This is a genomic window from Roseivirga sp., assembly GCF_965216855.1.
Lineage (GTDB): Bacteria > Bacteroidota > Bacteroidia > Cytophagales > Cyclobacteriaceae > Roseivirga.
The window spans coordinates 1,070,455-1,089,707 of the sequence record NZ_OZ244204.1 but is presented as its reverse complement, the minus strand read 5'-3'; the positions used below and the strand labels follow the sequence as shown (position 1 = coordinate 1,089,707).

Sequence of the window (19,253 nt, the reverse complement as noted above, 5' to 3'; positions counted from 1 at the left end):
TGGAAAAGTGTATGGTCTGATGATCTGCTTCCGGGATGAAAGTAACGAACACCTATCAGTACCCTATCTGAATTATGTTTTGTCTAACTAATTTCGTCTTCGAGCCCATATTTGCCAATGAGTTCTTTGGCCAGGTTAACAGAGGTATCACTATTCATCGCCAATAAAGATTTTATCATTTCGACTTTGGCAGATTTGGGTTGGCTGTCCATCGGATCAGGTGCCTCTTCTCCGGGACTAATGATACCCTCATTTTCAAACAAAGAAGTTAGCCAGTCATTGACCTTCATGTCGATTACTAAATGAATTCTATCGGTTTGTCCACCATTGTAAACACTATGCAACTCATTAAAATTAGCAAACCAGCATTCCCCCTCTTTCATGTATAGTTTCTCTCCTGCTACTATAAACTCAATATCTGGGTTAGTTTGTAAAGGAATATGCAGGCGAACGAGTCCATCAAAAAAGCTTAATCCATGGTCAGAGTGTTCCTTTATTTGACTGCCCGGAGTTAATTTAAGAATTCTGACTGCTGTCTTTTCACAATGAAAATAGTTCAATATGGACTGAGTAGAACTCATTAGGTCTGAATACTCAGTGTCTTGATAAACATCGCTTTGTTGATCTCCCGCACTCAATTCGTGACGGGAATCAACTGGTTTTCTCAAAGCCAGGCCACTCCATTCTCCATCGTAGTAACCAGTGTTGAAATGCTTCTGGCAGTCAACTGATAATGACTGAAATTCATTAAGTATAGGCTTATGATCAAATTGAAAGGAAAAGCAATGTGCGTGTTTCAAGGTGTGGTTATTTAAAGTGAGGACCGGTTATCCAGGCCACTAATGACTTTCTGCTTCCCGTCAAAACTGGTGTTACACGATGTTGTATAAATGAAGGGAAGATAATAACCGATCCCTTACTCCTCGGTGCGTTAATCTGATTCGTGTTTACCTTGAATTGTAGGTCTCCACCCGTATACGTATCAGGTTCTGAAAGTTGAACACTCAGGCTTAGTTTACGCGTTGAAGCCTGGCCATTACCAAAGTCAGAATGCCAGTCAAAGAAGTCCCCTTCTGTATATTCAGCAATTTGTAGGGGCTCATAAATTCCGGAGAGATCAAAGTGATACCGCTGATGATTAATCTGAATGGCTAGCTGGGCCAGTTTATGAATAAAGGCTGAATGTGCTGGATTGTCAGGTTGAAGTAGACTTACTTTTGACTTTCTAAGTTCCGGATTATTCAATCCTTCATCAGAAAGCTCTGCCTCTGACTTTTCATTGCCTTGATACATTTCAAGAATAGGAGCAATCTCGTCTGAAGTGAAGAGACCTTCAACCCAACAGGCATCCATAAATTGGTTTAGACCTGGTGGTTGAAATGGTAGTTTTCCATTTGTACTCATGGTTAAACAACTTTTGGGTCTTCGAACCAGATTTTTGTATCTGTGTAATTAACGGTGAGGGAAAGCTTTTGCCCCGCCTTGCCGGAAATTGGCTCATTGAAGTATGAGATAGCTTGTCCCCAGTGATTATCTTTTCTACCCGGAGCACTACTGAGTTGTATTTGACCATCCATAAAAAGTGTAAACCAAAAGGCTACTCCATGAATGGGTTTTTCGCGTTCAATGGGAATTGAAGCAATAAATCTAATACACTGATTAGGTGCCATAGGCGCCCATAGATTCTCAAAATCTACTTCCAGAATTTTAAACTCTTCTGAGCAAAAATCATGAGTAATGTCACTCAATTGCTGGGTTACATATTCCTCAGGGACTCTAAATTGGTCAAAGGCGGATACATCAAAACCGGAGATTTTCTTCATCGGGTTAACGGAAGCTGCTTTGGGAGCATGAATCAATCTGCCTTTTACTTCTGCTGCTTTTGGGATTATTCGAGTATTTTCAGAACAGAGATTCTCTAGCGCATGTCTGAACGATGGGATCGCATGTTCTCCTAATAACCCCGAATCAAATATTTCTGCTACAATCAGGTTAGGTTTAGGGTCTAACTGGCTTTCATTGATTTGACTTGATTTTGACTGGAAAAGCTGGATTTTATCAGCCAACTGGTTTTTTGCAATGTTTTGTTTAGCTGCCTCAGCGATATACTTTGACTGCTCACAGGCATAAACTTTTTTAGCTCCATGTCTGGCGGCCATCATGGCAAGCAAACCAGAGCCGGTTCCTATATCTAGTGCTACAGTATCTTCGTGAATCATATTTTTCAAAGCGCCTTCGAAGGCGTCATTCCTTTCATGATCGGCCAGCATTTTTAAATGCCAGGGGGGGACAAATCTGGATAGCACTCTGCTAAGATTTTGTCTGGTACCAAGATCATTAGGGTTAATACTTAGTGCCTTTTGGTAAGAAACAATGGCCTGGTCAAAATCTCCACTATCCTGAAAAGCATTTCCCAGGTGTACATGTAGCCCCCAATCTTCTGGTTGAATCTCTTTTGCTTTGTTCAGATAACCTATTCCTTCGGTCAATTGTCCCTGGCTACTTAGAAACCTGCCCATCTCCAGGTTTGCCTGAAAATGAAAGGGTACTCTCTGGATAGCATTTCTTAGGTGCTTTTCTGCTTCTTCTGTCTGACCCTCATTTTCCAGAATAGAAGCCAGGTTAATCATCGCTTCAGGCTGATTACTATCACGCTCTATCAGTCGGGATAAGGTTTTTTTGGAACCAGAGAAATCTCCTTGCATTAGTTGCAATTGAGAGTACATCAAAAAACTATTAGGGCTAAGCAAATTATCTTCTAGAAAGGGCTCTAACATCTTCATTGCTCCTTCCATATTACCATGTTGCGCCCTTATTTGTGCTATTTGTAAAGCAATATCATCTCTTTCTGGAGCTAAACTGTATGCTTTTTCCAGGTATTTAACAGAGTTGTTAAAGTCCTGTACCTGAGAATAAACGTATCCCAGATTGGTTAGACTTTCTAGATTATTTTTGTCTATCTCAAGCGCCTTATGCCAGTGGTTAACAGCATTCTGCGTGTCCCCTTTCATTAAAAAGAGCATGCCTAGGTTTGATATGGCCTCAACAGAGTCGGGATCTTCTATAAGTGCCTGATTGTAAAATTTTTCTGCGTTAACCAAGTCTCCATTTCTTTGGAATTTCTTGGCCTGTTCCAGTACGGATTGATCGTTTGTGGTGTCCATCTTATTAGTTCAGTGGGTTGAAACTATTCATTTAGAAATTATTCCGCAAGGTCTAATAGGTTGTCTTACTCTTTTTCTTGACCGGCCACCTAAAATCTGTTGGTTGGCTTTATTTATCCGTCTGCAATGATTAAACTCGTCAGATTTTTCAACTCAACCAACACAATGAAAATAAACACCAGCAACTATCTTGAACTTCAAAACCTATTAAACCAGGAAGAGCTCTCTGCCGTACTGCAGCTTGTTAATCAGGCCGGTTTTACTGATGGAAAAACTACTGCATCTGATAATGCAGCATCTGTAAAACAAAACCTTCAGATTAGTGCTGAGAATAACTTTCATGCGCAACAAATAGGACAAATTGTTCTTCAGGCATTATCCAGAAATCGTGAATTTCAATCTGCGGTAATGCCAAAGATGATCTTACCACCATTAGTGAGTTTGTACCAGCCGGGGATGCATTACGGAGTTCATGTAGACAGTCCTTTGATGGGTAATCAATTTACTATTCGGACTGATGTAGGTATGACCCTGTTTTTGTCTGAACCTGATAGCTATGAAGGTGGTGAACTGGAAGTAATGTCCGAGTCAGGAATCAAGCAGTTTAAGTTGTCGGTCGGAAGTGCCGTAATTTATCCTACCACCCGTTTACATGAGGTAAAACCTGTTATATCTGGAAAGAGAATCGCGGTAGTTACCTGGATGCAATCAGCGATACGGGAAGCTAATCAGAGGGAAATTATTCATCACCTTAACCAGGTAATCAGAGAGATGCCTGCTGATAGTCAAAAGGAGAATATACTTGTTCTTCAACAGGTTTATAGTAATCTGGTTAGAATGTGGGCTGAACTTTAGTTAGAAAACAAAAAAATCAAATCAGAATCAAAACACAACAATTGATTATGCAATCATATACTATTGGAATAATGATACCCACTTCGGGCATATTGCCTATGGGGAAACATTTTGATCGGGCTTTCAGGAAAGCCATAGAGGCAGAGCTCCTGAATGAAGAGGTAGAGTTAGAAATTATCACAAAAATGATTGGCCAGGGTGTACCATCCTATATTGAAAAGGCACTGGATGAGTTTATCGGCTATCATGATGTAGATATGGTGGTAGGGTTGGTCTCCAATAAGGTGATTGACGGTTTTGTTGAGCGTTTTGAGAAAAAAGGAGTGCCTTTATTAATTAATAACCTTGGAGAACACTTTATTCCAACAAAGGGATTTAACGCCAATGTAATTGTAAATTCAGAACACTTGTGGCAGCATAGTTGGGCCTTAGGGAGGTATGCGGCACAAAGCTTGGGTAAAAAGGGATTGATCATTAGCTCTGTTTATGATGCCGGATATGCCTTTATTAACTGTTTTCAGTTAGGTATTTTATCAGTGGATGAAGATTTCGATCATGATTTGAGGCTTTTGCCTATGCCTGAAGCTGGCTCATTGTCAGATATAAAGTTAGCATTTGAAATGGTAGACATGAGTGAATATGACTTTGTTATTCCACTTTTCTGCGGAGAGGAGGCCATGCTGTTTCTAGAGGAGTTTCATGGCAGAGGTTATCATGAAGAAATCTCTTTAGTTGGGTTACCTTTTTTGCTTGAGACTAAAGAAAAGCATCTTCCTGGCTTAGAAGTTTATTCCACAGTCATGACTGGCCAACCAGAAGGAGAGTGGTTATGGAGAGAATCATTTGCAAAAATGGGTGAATCCTCAGGTAAAGCCACTGGTCAGGCGATCAGGGAGACAAAGGGTTTGAATACAGAAGGAATTGTCAATTTTCTAAAGGAGATTAAGCCTGGGATAAATCCTGTATCTACGGATATTCCTCGTTTAATGGAAGATGTCTTGATAGTTCGACTTAATATTGAAGGAAATAATCATTTGAATTTCAGTCAGGTTGGCAAAGTGAATGCTGATATTTCTAATGATGAGAAAATAGTACAATCGAGAGACTCTTTAAACAGTGCATGGATGAATTCTTATTTAGCTGTATAATGAACATACTCGTATTAACTAATTCAGATATTTTATCAGGTCCTACACTTAAATACTTATTGGAGACAAACCAACTGGGGGGAGTGGGTTTTGTACAAAGTAGTGAAAGACAGGTGCTTCCAATGCTTGAGGGGTTGGGGTTGGGGAGCGATCATACTCTTAGCCTAAAAAGAGAAGATTGGGTCAAGGTCATGACAAGGTTTATTGAGGAACGGCAAATTCAGTCGGTTTGGGTACTCACTTTTCCATGGATTATTCCTTCAAAACTTTTGGAGATTTCTGATTTGACCTTTGTCAACTTTCACTTTGGTCTTCTTCCAAAGTACAAAGGAGCCGACCCAATTTTTTGGCAATTGAAGAATAGAGAACAAGAGGGAGGAGTAACTATTCATTTAATGAGCGAGCAGGTTGATGAAGGTCCAATTCTTTTGCAAAAGAAACTCAGAATTATTCCGGGAGAAAACTATGGTCTTCACTGCAAGCGTCTTGGTGAAACCAATAAAGAGTATCTAGATGAGTTGTTCGAAAAACTAAATGAAAAGGATCAGTCATTTTTGACATTGGAATCTGAGGAGGCTTTGTTTGATCGTAAACCATCCGAGCAGGATTTAAGCATCAATTGGAGCCAGCAATCAGCAGAAGAAATTGAATGGTTGGTGAATGCTGCTAACCCTAAATATCAGGGAGCCAGAACCAGTATTGCTGGCATTGAAATAAGAATTCTTGAAGTCACCCCCGTCAATATGGAGCAGTCTGTCGAAGCAAATCCTGGTCAGATTGTTCATGCGGATGTGGTGTATGGTATTGTGGTAGCATGTAGGGATCAGGAGTATTTAAGAATAACAGTGGTACAAACATCGGAGGGTTATCTATCAGGAGTGAAGCTCTTTAATTTAGGGTTTCTTGCTGGTCATTCTTTTGCAGATTAATTCAAATCCTATTGGAAATCGTTTTACTCCAACCGAATATTTTTATATCTTCCAAAGATTTTAAACAATACACATAGTTAAAATGAATCACACAAATCTTTTCTCACACATCAAATCAATCAAAACACAATGGAAGGATATTTAGCCGAAATCCGTGGCTTTGCCGGGAATTTTTCCCCTAGAGGCTGGGCTTACTGCAATGGACAACTAATGTCAATTGCACAAAATACTGCACTATTTTCCCTGTTAGGAACAACCTATGGTGGAGATGGCAGGACAACTTTTGCATTACCCGATCTAAGAGGCAGGGCCCCAATTAGTGCAGGTACCGGACCAGGGTTGACCCCCAGGAATTTAGGAGCAAGAGGTGGTACAGAGTACAATTATCTAACAGCTAATCAACTGGCAAGCCATACTCACCATGTAGTATCAGGTACGTTGCCTGTTTTGGGAAGTGCAACCGCAACAATGCTTGTTAATAATAGTGCAGGTAGTAGTTCAAACCCAGATGGTAATTACCTTGGGGTTGAGGGCGGCTCTCTAGGTTTGTATGAATCAACAGCTGACGGTACCAGTACTCTTAACGCAGGAGCTATTACGGTTGATACTAGTGGAATGGCTGTCAATGCAAGTAGCATTACTATAGCTAATGCGGGAGCGTCATCTGCTATTAACAACATGCAACCATATCTGGTGATTCATTGGATCATTTGTATGCAGGGAATATTTCCTTCTAGAAACTAAGGTTCATTTTGATTTATAAATTATGGAAGGAACTATAGGAGAAATAAGAGGGTTCGCTGGTAATTTTTCGCCAAGAACTTGGGCTTTTTGTCAAGGTCAGCTATTGGCGATTTCACAGAATAGCGCCCTCTTTTCAATATTAGGAACAACATATGGGGGTGATGGAAGGACAACATTTGCATTACCTGATTTGAGAGGACGTATTCCGATTCACTCGGGGACTGGTCCGGGGTTAACACCCAGACCGCTTGGTGCACGGGCAGGAACGGAAACCAATACTATGTCTTATAACCAATTGCCAGTACATCACCACTTTGTAACCGGTGGAGTTTTACCTGTTTCAGGGACGATTTCTGCTCATATGAATGTTAATAATTCTGCTGGGTCAGATTCTAATCCTGATGATGGATATCTAGGAGTAGAGGGTGGTTCTTTGGGATTATATGAACCAAATCATGATTCCTCATCGCTTGCCAGTGGGGCAATTCAAGTTAGTACCTCTGGCTTAGCTGTCGATGCCTCAACAATTACTCTTGATAATGCTGGAGCTTCACAGCCTATTAATAACATCATGCCATATGGTACATTGAATTGGATAATATGCATGTTTGGCATTTACCCATCACGGAATTAGAGACTTAAGTTATTTTAATAAAAAAGGTGCTTTATGATTAGAGCACCTTTTATTGCTTTATCTATTCAGTATTATTACTCATTTAATGGAACGCGTATAAATACTTGTTGAATTTTGATAAAGTATTGAGCTTCTTGTCACATTAAATCATTCTTCATCCAAACCATGAAAATATCTGTCTTTCATCTGTTTCTGTCTTCTCTGTTTTCAGGGATATTGTTATTTAGTCCTTTAGATTTGAAGGATTTGGGAGCTCCTTCTATAGGCACAACTACGTTCAATGATATAACGACCTCAGCTTCTGAAGTTGTGGGGTCGTCTGGATCAGGTAGTGCCTCGGCAAGTGATGTTTATTCTACAGGATGGGATATATCCGCAACTGGTGGAGGAACAGTCTCTGTCCGAGGTCAAAACAATCAGGGACAATTAGGAGATGATAATATGCTCATACTTGCAACAGGTGGGGTTTCGTCTTTTACAATTGCCAGTAACGATGGCTCTGGATTTAAGTTTAATGGAATGTATTTATATACATTGACCGGAAGTGGTTCGCTGGCCAGTTCAATTACAATTCAGGGGAAAAAGCTCGGGTCGAACGTCACTGGTGCCACTTTGACTCAGTCTAGTTTAAGTCAGTCAGTATGGATTCAATTTGATACCAGCGGAGATTCAGATTTTAACGATATCGATGAATTTGTAATTACCGTAAACTCGGGATCTCCTGTACAAATTAGGTTTGAAGATATTAGTATATCAGCAGCCGTAGCAGCTAACGCAGCACCCACTGCCTCTTCATTCACAGCAAACCCTTCAGAAAACCTTACCTATACCTTTTCAACAGCAGATTTTAGTTATAGCGATGGCGATAGCGATCCTTTAGATCATGTCTTGATTGAGGCTACACCTGCGAACGGTACGCTTTATCTTGATGCAGATAATGATGATGTTTTCGATGGGGGAGAGAGCGTTTCGGTTTCTCAACAAATCAGTAAGGCCGACTTGGACGCTGGTAACCTTCAATACATCCAGAATGGTTCTACGGCATCGTCATTCCAGTTTGAAGTGAATGATGGTACGGATAACAGTAGTGGTAATTATATAGCTACTTTGAGTATGCTGGCAGTGCCTACGGTTACATTAAGTGTAGCTCCAACATCAAAAAGTGAATCTCTAACAACAGCAACTACAGTTACAGCAACACTGTCTAATTCATACGGAGCAAATACTACCGTTAATCTAGCCTTTTCAGGAACCGCAACCGGAAGCGGAGTGGATTATTCTCTCTCCGGAACTTCTATTGTGGTAGGAACAGGAAATACTTCAAACTCAATCACACTTACCAATGTGCCAGATGCCCTTTATGAGGGAAATGAGACGGTTATAATAGATATTAATAGTGTGACGAATGGTACGGAGAGTGGAACCCAGCAAAGGACATTTACCATTATTGACGATGATTCTCAACCAAATGCTACCTTGGAGGTACTTCCTATTTATAACCCAATCACAGATGAAAGTGGCGGACAAGCTTATGTTCGAGGGAAAATTGATGCCGTTGCCGGGACTACGATTACCATCCCATTGTCATTTAGCGGAACAGCCTCTGGTGGAGGGACTGACTATTCTATAACAGGATCAACAATAACACTCTCACCTGGAGAGACAATGGATAGTATTAGAATAACCTCTCAATATGATGGAATAGAAGAAGGGAGTGAAACAGTAATAGTAGATATGGGTTCACCTACCAATGCTGTTGAAAGTGGTACTCAGCAGGTGACTATCACCATTGAAGATGAAGATGCTACCTTCCCTTCAACCACTATAAGTACTGGTGCCAGTAATCCAACTAACTCTTCACCGTTTTCAGTGACCATTACCTTTAGCGAATCGGTGACGGGCTTTGTGGTGGGAGATATCTCTGTTGGCAATGGATCAGCGAGTAATTTTTCCGGTTCTGGCACTACTTATACCGCAGATATAACCCCTTCAGGAGAGGGAACTGTTACGGTGGATGTGGGAGCAGATGTTGCAGCTGATGGTTTTGGAAATGGTAATACAGCTGCTACTCAACTAAGTCGCTCTTATGATGCAACAGCTCCAACGGTATCAATCACCACAGGAGCCAGTGATCCAACGAATAGTTCACCATTCTCAGCGACATTTACTTTTAGTGAGTCCGTTACCGGCTTTGCACTGGGAGATATTTCTGTTGGAAATGGGTCGGCAAGTAATTTGGCTGGCTCAGGCGATACTTATACCGCGGATATAACCCCTTCAGGTGATGGAACTGTCACTGTAGATGTAAATGCTGGGGTGGCTACAGACGCAGCAGGTAATTCAAACACTGCGGCAACACAACTTAGCCTATCTTATGATGGAACGGCTCCAACGGTTACAATCAGTACGGGAACTAGTGATCCAACCAATAGTTCTCCATTCTCTGTAACCTTTACTTTCAGTGAGTCAGTGAGTGGCTTTGTGGTTGGCGATATTTCAGTAGGCAACGGATCTGCCAGTAATTTTGCTGGCTCAGGTGATACTTACACAGCAGATATTACACCTTCTGGTGACGGCACTGTTACAGTAGATGTAAATGCAGGTGTGGCAACAGATGGTGCCGGTAACTCGAATACAGCAGCCACTCAGTTGAGCTTAACCTATGACGCCACTTCTCCGACAGTGACCATTAGCACAGGAGAGGGGGACCCTACCAATACTTCACCATTTTCAACAACTTTCACCTTCAGTGAATCGGTAACCGGTTTTGCTTTGGGCGATATTTCAGTTGGAAATGGGTCGGCAAGTAATTTGGCTGGTTCAGGCGATACTTATACCGCAGACATTACCCCATCTGGTGATGGAACGGTTACTGTAGATGTGAATGCAGGAGTAGCCACAGACGCTGCGGGTAATTCAAATACAGCAGCTACCCAGTTGAGTTTAGTCTATGATGTAACCGGACCAACCATAACAGGCCTTGGACTAAATAATAGCAATCAGTATGTAGAAATATTCTCAAATGAAGGCTTGTATAATACTAATGGTGGAAGCGGAGCACTAGAGGTGAGTGATATAGATATTTCTATCTCTGGAGGAACTGCTACCAACCCGGTAATTACCAGCCTTAAACAAAACGATGGTACCACTGACCTTGTTGGGGGTGAAACCATAATAAGAGTCAACTTTACCACAACGGGTGTTGCTGATGGTGGAGAAACGGTCACTATTAACTTTGCAGATGGTAGTTCTGTATTCGATGTTTTAGGTAATGCCGCTGCTGCATCTCAAAGTAATAATACAAGGGTCTTGAATGACCTCACTAACCCATATGTGACAGGAGTAAGCCTTGCAGCAGACAACTCTTATATAGATGTTACCTTTAACGAGGCAGTTTATAATGATAACTGTCTTGGAGGGGCACTAGATGCAACTGACTTTGATTTAAAAATAACGGGAGGTACGGCTTCACTGAACGCAATAACCTCTGTGACCAAAACGGATAACACCGCGGCAACTGGTGGAGAGACTTCTCTGAGAATTAACTTCACCTTAACAGGTACGCCTGATGGTGCTGAGACCATTGAAGTAGACCTTCAGGCCAATGAGGTATTCGATCAGAATGGACTCACCGGAGATGCAGACCAAACAAGTAATAATACCGCGACTTTAAATGATGAAACTGCTCCAACAGTGACTGTTACTACTGGTGCGAGTGACCCTACTAATAGCTCACCATTCTCGGTGACTATTACATTTAGTGAGTCGGTGACAGGTTTTGTGCTAGGCGATATTTCAGTTGGAAATGGGTCGGCAAGTAACTTGGCTGGCTCAGGCGATACTTATACCGCGGATATAACCCCTTCAGGTGATGGAACTGTCACTGTAGGTGTAAATGCTGGGGTGGCTACAGACGCAGCAGGTAATTCAAACACTGCGGCAACACAACTTAGCCTATCTTATGATGGAACGGCTCCAACGGTTACAATCAGTACGGGAGCTAGTGATCCAACCAATAGTTCTCCATTCTCTGCAACCTTTACTTTCAGCGAGTCAGTGAGTGGCTTTGTGGTTGGCGATATTTCAGTAGGGAACGGATCTGCCAGTAATTTTGCTGGCTCAGGTGATACCTACACAGCGGATATTACACCTTCTGGTGACGGAACTGTAACAGTAGATGTAAACGCAGGTGTGGCAACAGATGCTGCCGGTAACTCGAATACAGCGGCTACCCAGTTGAGCTTAATATATGATGCTACAGCCCCTACAATAACAGATATAACAATCCCCAATAGTACAGCCAAGGTTGGAGACGACATAACGGTAAGCATCACTGCTGGCGAAACAGGCTTAAGTTTGGTGAGTGGTTCTGTTAATGGGGTAAATGTCACAGGTTTCGTTGATAATAGCGATAACACTTATTCTGCTACATATACTGTTGTTGAAGGTAATACTGACAGAGCAGCAGTGGATGACATCCCCGTTAGCTTTGTGCTGGCTGATGCTGCAGGTAATAACTCAACAGCTTATACAACACCAATTAGTCAGAATGCTGATATAATCGATGCCAATTCACCGGGTATTCAATCTACCTCTCCTGTTGATGGCAGTACCAACCTATCAACTTCAGGAGATAGTTATTTGATCACCTTTGATGAAAATATTGCTTTTGGAACCGGATTGATTCAGTTGGTAGATGTAACTGATGCTTCTAATACTTTTAGCTTCGATGTAACATCAAGTTCAGATGTGTCAATTAGTGGTCAGGAACTAACCATTACACCTACTACCAGTCTGGATGCTTCAACCAATTACGCCATACAAATAGCAGCAACAGCTATTGTTGATAGCAATGGAAATGCATTTGCAGGTGTTCTTGATAATACAACCATTGATTTTACGACATCAGAGGCTAACGTGTCATTTAGCTCATCGAGTATTAGTTATGATGAGTCTTACTCTGGCTTTAGCTTACCGGTATCTCTATATACACCTGCGAGTGGAGTAGATGTGACTCTGGACTATACAATTAGTGGTACTGCAACTGGAGGAGGTGTAGATCATTCCCTGGCTAGTGGTCAGATAACCATTTCTGCGGGGAATAAAACTGCAAGTATCGATTTCTCAAGTGTTGTTGATGATGCTCTGGACGAAGATGATGAGACCATTATTGTTACACTCTCAAATCCTGTAAATGCGACCCTGGCAAGTCCTGATGTATTTACCTACACTATCGAGGATAATGATGATGCTCCTGAAGTTTCTTTGAGTGTATCACCACAAGATATCGATGAGGCTGCCGGAACTACAACAATAACAGCGACTCTTTCTGCAGTAAGTGGAAAGGATGTAACGGTTAATCTTGATTTGGATGCAAATCCCGGAACAGCTACTCTTACCGATGACTTTACCTTATCATCAAACTCAATTGTAATCACTGCCGGAAATACTACCGGTACGGCAACTGTCACAGCAGTTCAGGACGATCTGGACGAGGTCTTTGAGTCTATTAATGTAGCAGCGGATCCAACCAACGCGACAGTAGCGGCCCTGGCAGGAAATGTAAGTATAACAATCAACGATGATGATACTTCTGGTTTTACAGTAACAGAATCAGCAGGAAGCAGTACGGTGAGTGAGACAGGGACTACAGATGACTTCACAGTTGTACTCGATAGCGAACCATTCAGTGATGTGGTACTAACTGTAACCAGTGGAGATACAGGAGAAGGCACAGTAGATGCTTCAACCTTAACTTTCACTTCGGCCAACTGGAATACACCACAAACAGTGACTGTGACAGGGGTGGATGATGATATCATTGATGGTAATTCAAATGTTGTAATTACTATCTCGGTTGACGATCTCAACAGTGAAGACAATTACGATGCTGTATCGGATCAAACTGTCACCTTTATCAATACAGATGACGATGTAGCCGGCTTCACTATTACAGAAGCAGATGGATCAACCACTACTTCGGAGACCGCTACCACAGATGAGTTTACCATTGTGTTGGATGCCGAGCCTTCGAGTGATGTAGTATTGACAGTAAGCAGTGGAGATACAGGAGAAGGTACAGTAAGTCCTTCAACACTGACCTTCACATCAGCGAACTGGAATACACCACAGACAGTGACTGTAACAGGCGTGGATGATGACATCATTGACGGAACGATCAACTACAATGTGACTGTGGCTGTAGACGATGCCAACAGTGATGACGACTTCGATGGAGTGGTTGACCAGACAGTGGATGTAGATAACAGTGATGATGATGTAGCTGGCTTTACAGTAACAGAGTCAGATGGATCAACAACCACAGCAGAGACAGGAACTACAGATGACTTTACAGTAGTACTGGATGCAGAACCTTCGAGTGATGTAGTGATCAATGTCACCAGTGGAGATACAGGGGAAGCCACAGTGAGTGTATCCTCTTTAACCTTCACATCAGCGAACTGGAATACACCACAAACTGTGACCGTAACAGGAGTGGATGATGATATCATAGACGGCACTCAGACTTTCAATATTACTATGTCGATAGATGCAGCAGGTACAGATGATGACTTTGATGCAGTAGGCGATCAGACAGTGAGTGTAGATAATAGTGATGATGATGTGGCTGGCTTTACAGTAACAGAATCAGATGGTAGTACAAGTGTTTCTGAATCAGGAACCACAGACGACTTTACCGTAGTGCTGGATGCAGAGCCGGCCAGTAATGTAGTGATTAATGTCACCAGTGGAGATACAGGGGAAGCCACAGTGAGTGTAGCCTCCTTAACCTTTACTACAGCGAACTGGGATACTCCACAGACAGTAACAGTGACTGGTACAGATGATACAGACCTTGATGGAGATCAGTCTACGACCATTACCCTTGCTATTGATGACGCAAGTAGTGACGATGACTTTGATGGATTAGGAGATCAGACAGTATCAGTTACCACAGTTGATGATGATACTCCAGGTATTACAATTGGAGAAAGTGGAGGAACCACAGTTACTTCTGAGACAGCCACTACAGATGACTTCACCGTAGTGCTGGATGCAGCACCAGTAAGTGATGTGGTACTAACCGTAACCAGTGGAGATACAGGAGAAGGCACAGTAAGTCCTTCAACACTGACCTTTACTACAGCGAATTGGAATACACCACAAACAGTAACTGTGACAGGAGTGGATGACGATGTGATTGATGGAACAATCAACTACAACATTACCGTAGCAGTAGATGCAGCCTCAAGTGATGATAACTATGACGGAGTAGCCAGTGAAACAGTAGATGTAGATAACAGTGATGACGATGTAGCCGGCTTCACTATTACAGAAGCAGATGGATCAACTACTACTTCAGAGACTGCTACCACAGATGAGTTTACCATTGTGTTGGATGCCGAGCCTTCGAGTGATGTAGTATTGACAGTAAGCAGTGGAGATACAGGAGAAGGTACAGTAAGTCCTTCAACACTGACCTTCACATCAGCGAACTGGAATACACCACAGACAGTGACTGTAACAGGCGTGGATGATGATATCATTGACGGAACGATCAACTACAATGTGACTGTGGCTGTAGACGATGCCAACAGTGATGACGACTTCGATGGAGTGGTTGACCAGACAGTGGATGTAGATAACAGTGATGATGATGTGGCTGGCTTTACAGTAACAGAGTCAGATGGATCAACAACCACAGCAGAGACAGGAACTACAGATGACTTTACAGTAGTACTGGATGCAGAACCTTCGAGTGATGTAGTGATTAATGTCACCAGTGGAGATACAGGGGAAGCCACAGTGAGTGTATCCTCTTTAACCTTCACATCAGCGAACTGGAATACACCACAAACTGTGACCGTAACAGGAGTGGATGATGATATCATAGACGGCACTCAGACTTTCAACATTACTATGTCGATAGATGCAGCAGGTACAGATGATGACTTTGATGCAGTAGGCGATCAGACAGTGAGTGTGGACAACAGTGATGATGATGTGGCTGGCTTTACAATAACAGAATCAGATAGTAGTACAAGTGTTTCTGAATCAGGAACCACAGACGACTTTACCGTAGTGCTGGATGCAGAGCCGGCCAGTAATGTAGTGATTGATGTCACCAGTGGAGACACAGGAGAAGCCACAGTAAGTGCAGCTTCCTTAACCTTTACTACAGCGAACTGGGATACTCCACAGACAGTAACAGTGACTGGTGCGGATGATACAGATGGTGACGGTACACAAACCACTATTATCACTCTGGCTATTGATGACGCAAGCAGTGATGATGATTTTGATGCTTTAGCAGACCAGACTGTCAGCGTAACAACTATTGATGATGACGATGTCACAGCTCCTGCAGGCTATACAATTACCCTGGATGATGCATTGATTGGTGGTGCTGAATTGACCACCTCAACCTTCACTTTTGCGGGTGCAGAAGTAGGTGCTACTTATGACTACGATATCACCGATGGAACAACTACAGTTTCAGGAACAGGTACCATAGCTACTGCAACAGACCAGATAACATTAGCGGATCTAAGCTCCTTAAATGATGGTACATTGAACCTGTCAGTTACATTAACGGATGCTGCAGGTAATGAAGGTATTGCAGCAACTGATGACACATCGTTGGATGCTACTGCACCATCTGCCCCGGTAGTAAGCAGTATAAGTGATGATACAGGATCAAGTAGTAGCGATGGTATTACAAGCGACAATACACCATCCGTGGTGGGAACAGCAGAAGCCAACAGTACCGTAGAAGTATTTGTGGATGGAAGTAGCGTAGGAACAACTACTGCCGATGCTTCAGGAGACTGGACATTAACTTACAATGGAACCGATCCATTATCGGATGGTACCATAGCAGTAAGTGCAAAAGCCACAGATGCTGCTGATAATACCAGTGCTGAAAGTACAGTGGTTAACGTAACCATCGATACTTCTGCACCAGATGCACCGGTCGTGAATGGCATTACAGGAGATTCGGGAGCAAGTAGTACAGATGCTATCATTAATGATGATTCAAACATGACTATTAGTGGTACAGCAGAAGCTAATGCCACTTACGAATTAACCTTCAACGGTACAACTTTCTCAGGTTTATCAGTAGATGCAAATGGTGACTGGTCACTGGATCTTTCAGGCTTCTTTGGAGGTGTAGAAGGTACGCAAACAGTGAGTGTAACAGTGACTGATGCCGCTGGTAACAGCAGCGGAGTAACTACTTATGATATCACTTTGGATACTACCCCTCCTGATGCGCCAACAATAGCGTTAGCAACTTCATCAGATACAGGTATTAGCGATAGCGATAACTTAACTAATGATGACACCCCAACCCTGGAAGGTAAAGCAGAGGCAAATAGTACTGTTGAGGTAATAGTGGATGATGCTAAAGTTGCTGAGGTATTAGCAGATAGTAATGGTGATTGGTCATTTACACCACCATCTCGCCCACAAGGGGTCTATCGAGTTAAAGCCAGAGCAATAGATATAGCCGGAAATACGGGAGATGAAAGTGATGAGGTATCTTTGACTCTTGATCTTAACATTTCTGCACCTGTTCTTAGTCCAGCAGACAACGCTATAGATATCCTACCAGGCGCAAATCTTGAGATGACATTTGCTGAAGATGTATATAAAGGAGCTGGTAATATCGTCATTAAACTGAGTAGTGATAATTCAATTCTGGAGACAATAGATGTAACCGGTGCCAAGGTGACAATTTCAGGAGGTACGGTAACCATCGATCCGGATAATGCCTTGCTTCCTCCGGCTTCTGAATTCTATGTCATGATAGATGCCGGAGCATTGACGGATGCAGCAGGTAATGATTATGCGGGTATAAATAATAACACTGAGTGGACATTTACCACCGTAGCTGCTTCTGTGGTTACATCTGTATCTGTTCCTTCTGATGGAACATACGGTATCGGAGATGTCCTTGAGTTTGACTTGAACTTCAGCTTGCCAATAACTATTACAGGTTCTCCGGTATTGGAGGCAACAATTGGTACAAATACTGTTCAGGCAACACTTCAGGGTTCGGTAAGTAACAGCTCAACTGCAACATTCAGTTATACCGTTCAGGAGGGAGATCTTGATGTAAATGGTATCGGACTGGCTGGAACTATTACCCTGAATGGAGCTACGATCAAGGATGCTTTTGATGTAGACGCTATTACTACATTGAATAATGTTGGTGCTACTACAGCCGTATTAGTCGATGGAGTGAAACCTACACCGACAATTACGAGCGATGCAGGAACACTCATCAACGGAGCATTTACTGCAACATTCACTTATGATGAGACAGTATCCGGACTAGATATTAGTGATATCACCGTAACAAATGGAGCCGCCAGCAATTTCACTAGCGTGACTTCGGGTACGGTATGGACGGCTACGATTACGCCAGCTGCTGATGGTACAACAACTGTTACATTGAATGCCGATGTAGCAACTGACGCTGCAGGTAATGCCAGTAAAGCGGGTAACACAGTAAGTACAACCTTTGACGGAACAGTACCAACTGTGAATAGTATTACCCGAGCGGAATCAGACCAGATTCCTACGGGCACGACAAGCAGAGACTTTACTGTAACCTTTAGCGAAGATGTAACCGGAGTCGATGCTACTGATTTTGAGGTAGTTACCACCGGAACAGCAACGGGTTCGGTGAATACGGTAACCGCTATAGATGCTTCCACATATACTGTTAATGTCAATGGTATTAGTGGAGAAGGAACTATTGGTCTGAATGCCAAAGCTGATGACAGCATTGTAGATGCTGCAGCTAATGCTTTGGGAGCCACATTTACAGGAGAGGTTTACACAACCAATTTCGCGCCAACGGATATTGGCTTAAGCAACTCAGAATTACAGGAGAATAATGCCATAGGTGATGTGATTGGCACCATTAGCACTACAGATGCCGATGCAGGTGACAGCTTTACTTATAGTCTGGTGGCAGGAACCGGAGATAGCGGAAATGGAAGTTTCACCATCAGTGGAGATCAACTTCTGGCCGGTGCTGCTTATGACTTTGAGACACAAGCCAGCTACAGCATCCGTGTGAAAACTGATGATGGATTTGGAGGTACCTATGAAGAAGTCATCACCATTACTGTCACTAATGAAGCAGAAGCTATTATTGTGGTAGAAGGTGAAGGAGATTTTGAACAGACTATTCTTGGACTTTCGAGTACGAAGAGCTGGACAGTAACCAACAATGGAGATGTGGCCACAGAAGTGAGGGTAATCAGTACTTCACAAGGCTTTAGTGTACTCCCTGGTTCAATACAGGTAGGTGCAGGTGAAACTAAAAACATCTCAGCTGTATTCAGACCAGCAGAAGCCAGATTATATGATGGTGTGGTGGTGTTTAATTATGATGTTACTGATGACATAAAGGACAATGTAATTGAGATAGGCCTTTCTGGTGAAGGAGTTATTGTGACGGGAGTAGATAATGGTCAAATCAGCGATGATCAGATTAATTTATTCCCTAACCCAGCCAGTACCACAATTACTATTGACCTGAGTGAATTGAATGGATTACCAGTAAATATTCAGATGATCAATCCAACAGGAGTGAGCAAACTGGAGAAAGAAGGCTATGATAAGTCTGAGTTGACCATAGATGTATCAGGCTTTGAAAGTGGGCTATACATTATTCAGTTCAGCAATGAGAAGTCATTGGTAAGAAAGAAAGTCCTGATCAGAAGATAGACCACAAACCATTAGATAGTTAATCGAAATTGAA

9 protein-coding genes are annotated in these 19,253 nt (G+C 42.4%); 6 read left to right on the top strand and 3 right to left on the bottom strand.

All coding sequences use genetic code 11. From position 1 onward, the window contains the following. Positions 1-83 precede the first annotated feature (83 nt). From ACOOEY_RS04795 to ACOOEY_RS04785, 3 genes are read right to left on the bottom strand one after another with little or no spacing between them, the layout of a single operon-like run. Positions 84-800, bottom strand: coding sequence for an aspartyl/asparaginyl beta-hydroxylase domain-containing protein (locus tag ACOOEY_RS04795; protein WP_420387534.1), 717 nt, complete (start codon positions 798-800; stop codon positions 84-86). 7 nt (positions 801-807) lie between these two features. Continuing rightward, the gene (locus ACOOEY_RS04790) at positions 808-1,404 is read right to left on the bottom strand and encodes a 2OG-Fe(II) oxygenase (protein ID WP_420387533.1); all 597 of its coding nucleotides are present in this window, start codon (positions 1,402-1,404) and stop codon (positions 808-810) included. Positions 1,405-1,406: 2 nt separating this feature from the next. Beyond that, a complete protein-coding gene (locus tag ACOOEY_RS04785) occupies positions 1,407-3,164 on the bottom strand; it encodes a tetratricopeptide repeat protein (protein ID WP_420387532.1) in 1,758 nt (585 codons plus the stop codon). A gap of 165 nt (positions 3,165-3,329) precedes the next feature. On the opposite strand from ACOOEY_RS04785, the gene ACOOEY_RS04780 reads away from it, so the two are divergent. The 6 genes from ACOOEY_RS04780 to ACOOEY_RS04755 all read left to right on the top strand — a co-directional run bounded on the left by ACOOEY_RS04780 (position 3,330) and on the right by ACOOEY_RS04755 (position 19,219). Next, a complete protein-coding gene (locus ACOOEY_RS04780; protein ID WP_420387531.1) occupies positions 3,330-4,019 on the top strand; it encodes a Fe2+-dependent dioxygenase in 690 nt (229 codons plus the stop codon). A gap of 98 nt (positions 4,020-4,117) precedes the next feature. After that, positions 4,118-5,167: a hypothetical protein gene (locus tag ACOOEY_RS04775; protein ID WP_420387530.1), complete on the top strand. Its 1,050-nt coding sequence runs from the start codon at positions 4,118-4,120 to the stop codon at positions 5,165-5,167. Beyond that, a complete protein-coding gene (locus ACOOEY_RS04770) occupies positions 5,167-6,096 on the top strand; it encodes a methionyl-tRNA formyltransferase (protein WP_420387529.1) in 930 nt (309 codons plus the stop codon). The genes ACOOEY_RS04775 and ACOOEY_RS04770 overlap by 1 nt, the downstream gene beginning before the upstream one ends. A 129-nt stretch (positions 6,097-6,225) precedes the next feature. Beyond that, positions 6,226-6,840, top strand: a complete 615-nt coding sequence (locus tag ACOOEY_RS04765) for a phage tail protein (RefSeq protein ID WP_420387528.1) — start codon at positions 6,226-6,228, stop codon at positions 6,838-6,840. A 22-nt stretch (positions 6,841-6,862) separates the two neighbouring features. Further along, positions 6,863-7,474: a phage tail protein gene (locus tag ACOOEY_RS04760; protein WP_420387527.1), complete on the top strand. Its 612-nt coding sequence runs from the start codon at positions 6,863-6,865 to the stop codon at positions 7,472-7,474. 165 nt (positions 7,475-7,639) lie between these two features. Beyond that, positions 7,640-19,219 carry an Ig-like domain-containing protein gene (locus ACOOEY_RS04755; RefSeq protein WP_420387526.1) on the top strand — a complete coding sequence of 3,860 codons (11,580 nt, stop codon included), beginning with the start codon at positions 7,640-7,642 and terminating at the stop codon, positions 19,217-19,219. Positions 19,220-19,253 lie beyond the last annotated feature (34 nt).

Excerpts from the sequence above, each read along its gene's own strand:
- ACOOEY_RS04790 (WP_420387533.1), bottom strand. The coding sequence starts at position 1,404 with ATGAGTACAAATGGAAAACTACCATTTCAACCACCAGGTCTAAACCAA.
- ACOOEY_RS04785 (WP_420387532.1), bottom strand. The coding sequence starts at position 3,164 with ATGGACACCACAAACGATCAATCCGTACTGGAACAGGCCAAGAAATTC.
- ACOOEY_RS04780 (WP_420387531.1), top strand. The coding sequence starts at position 3,330 with ATGAAAATAAACACCAGCAACTATCTTGAACTTCAAAACCTATTAAAC.
- ACOOEY_RS04775 (WP_420387530.1), top strand. The coding sequence starts at position 4,118 with ATGGGGAAACATTTTGATCGGGCTTTCAGGAAAGCCATAGAGGCAGAG.
- ACOOEY_RS04770 (WP_420387529.1), top strand. The coding sequence starts at position 5,167 with ATGAACATACTCGTATTAACTAATTCAGATATTTTATCAGGTCCTACA.
- ACOOEY_RS04765 (WP_420387528.1), top strand. The coding sequence starts at position 6,226 with ATGGAAGGATATTTAGCCGAAATCCGTGGCTTTGCCGGGAATTTTTCC.
- ACOOEY_RS04760 (WP_420387527.1), top strand. The coding sequence starts at position 6,863 with ATGGAAGGAACTATAGGAGAAATAAGAGGGTTCGCTGGTAATTTTTCG.
- ACOOEY_RS04755 (WP_420387526.1), top strand. The coding sequence starts at position 7,640 with ATGAAAATATCTGTCTTTCATCTGTTTCTGTCTTCTCTGTTTTCAGGG.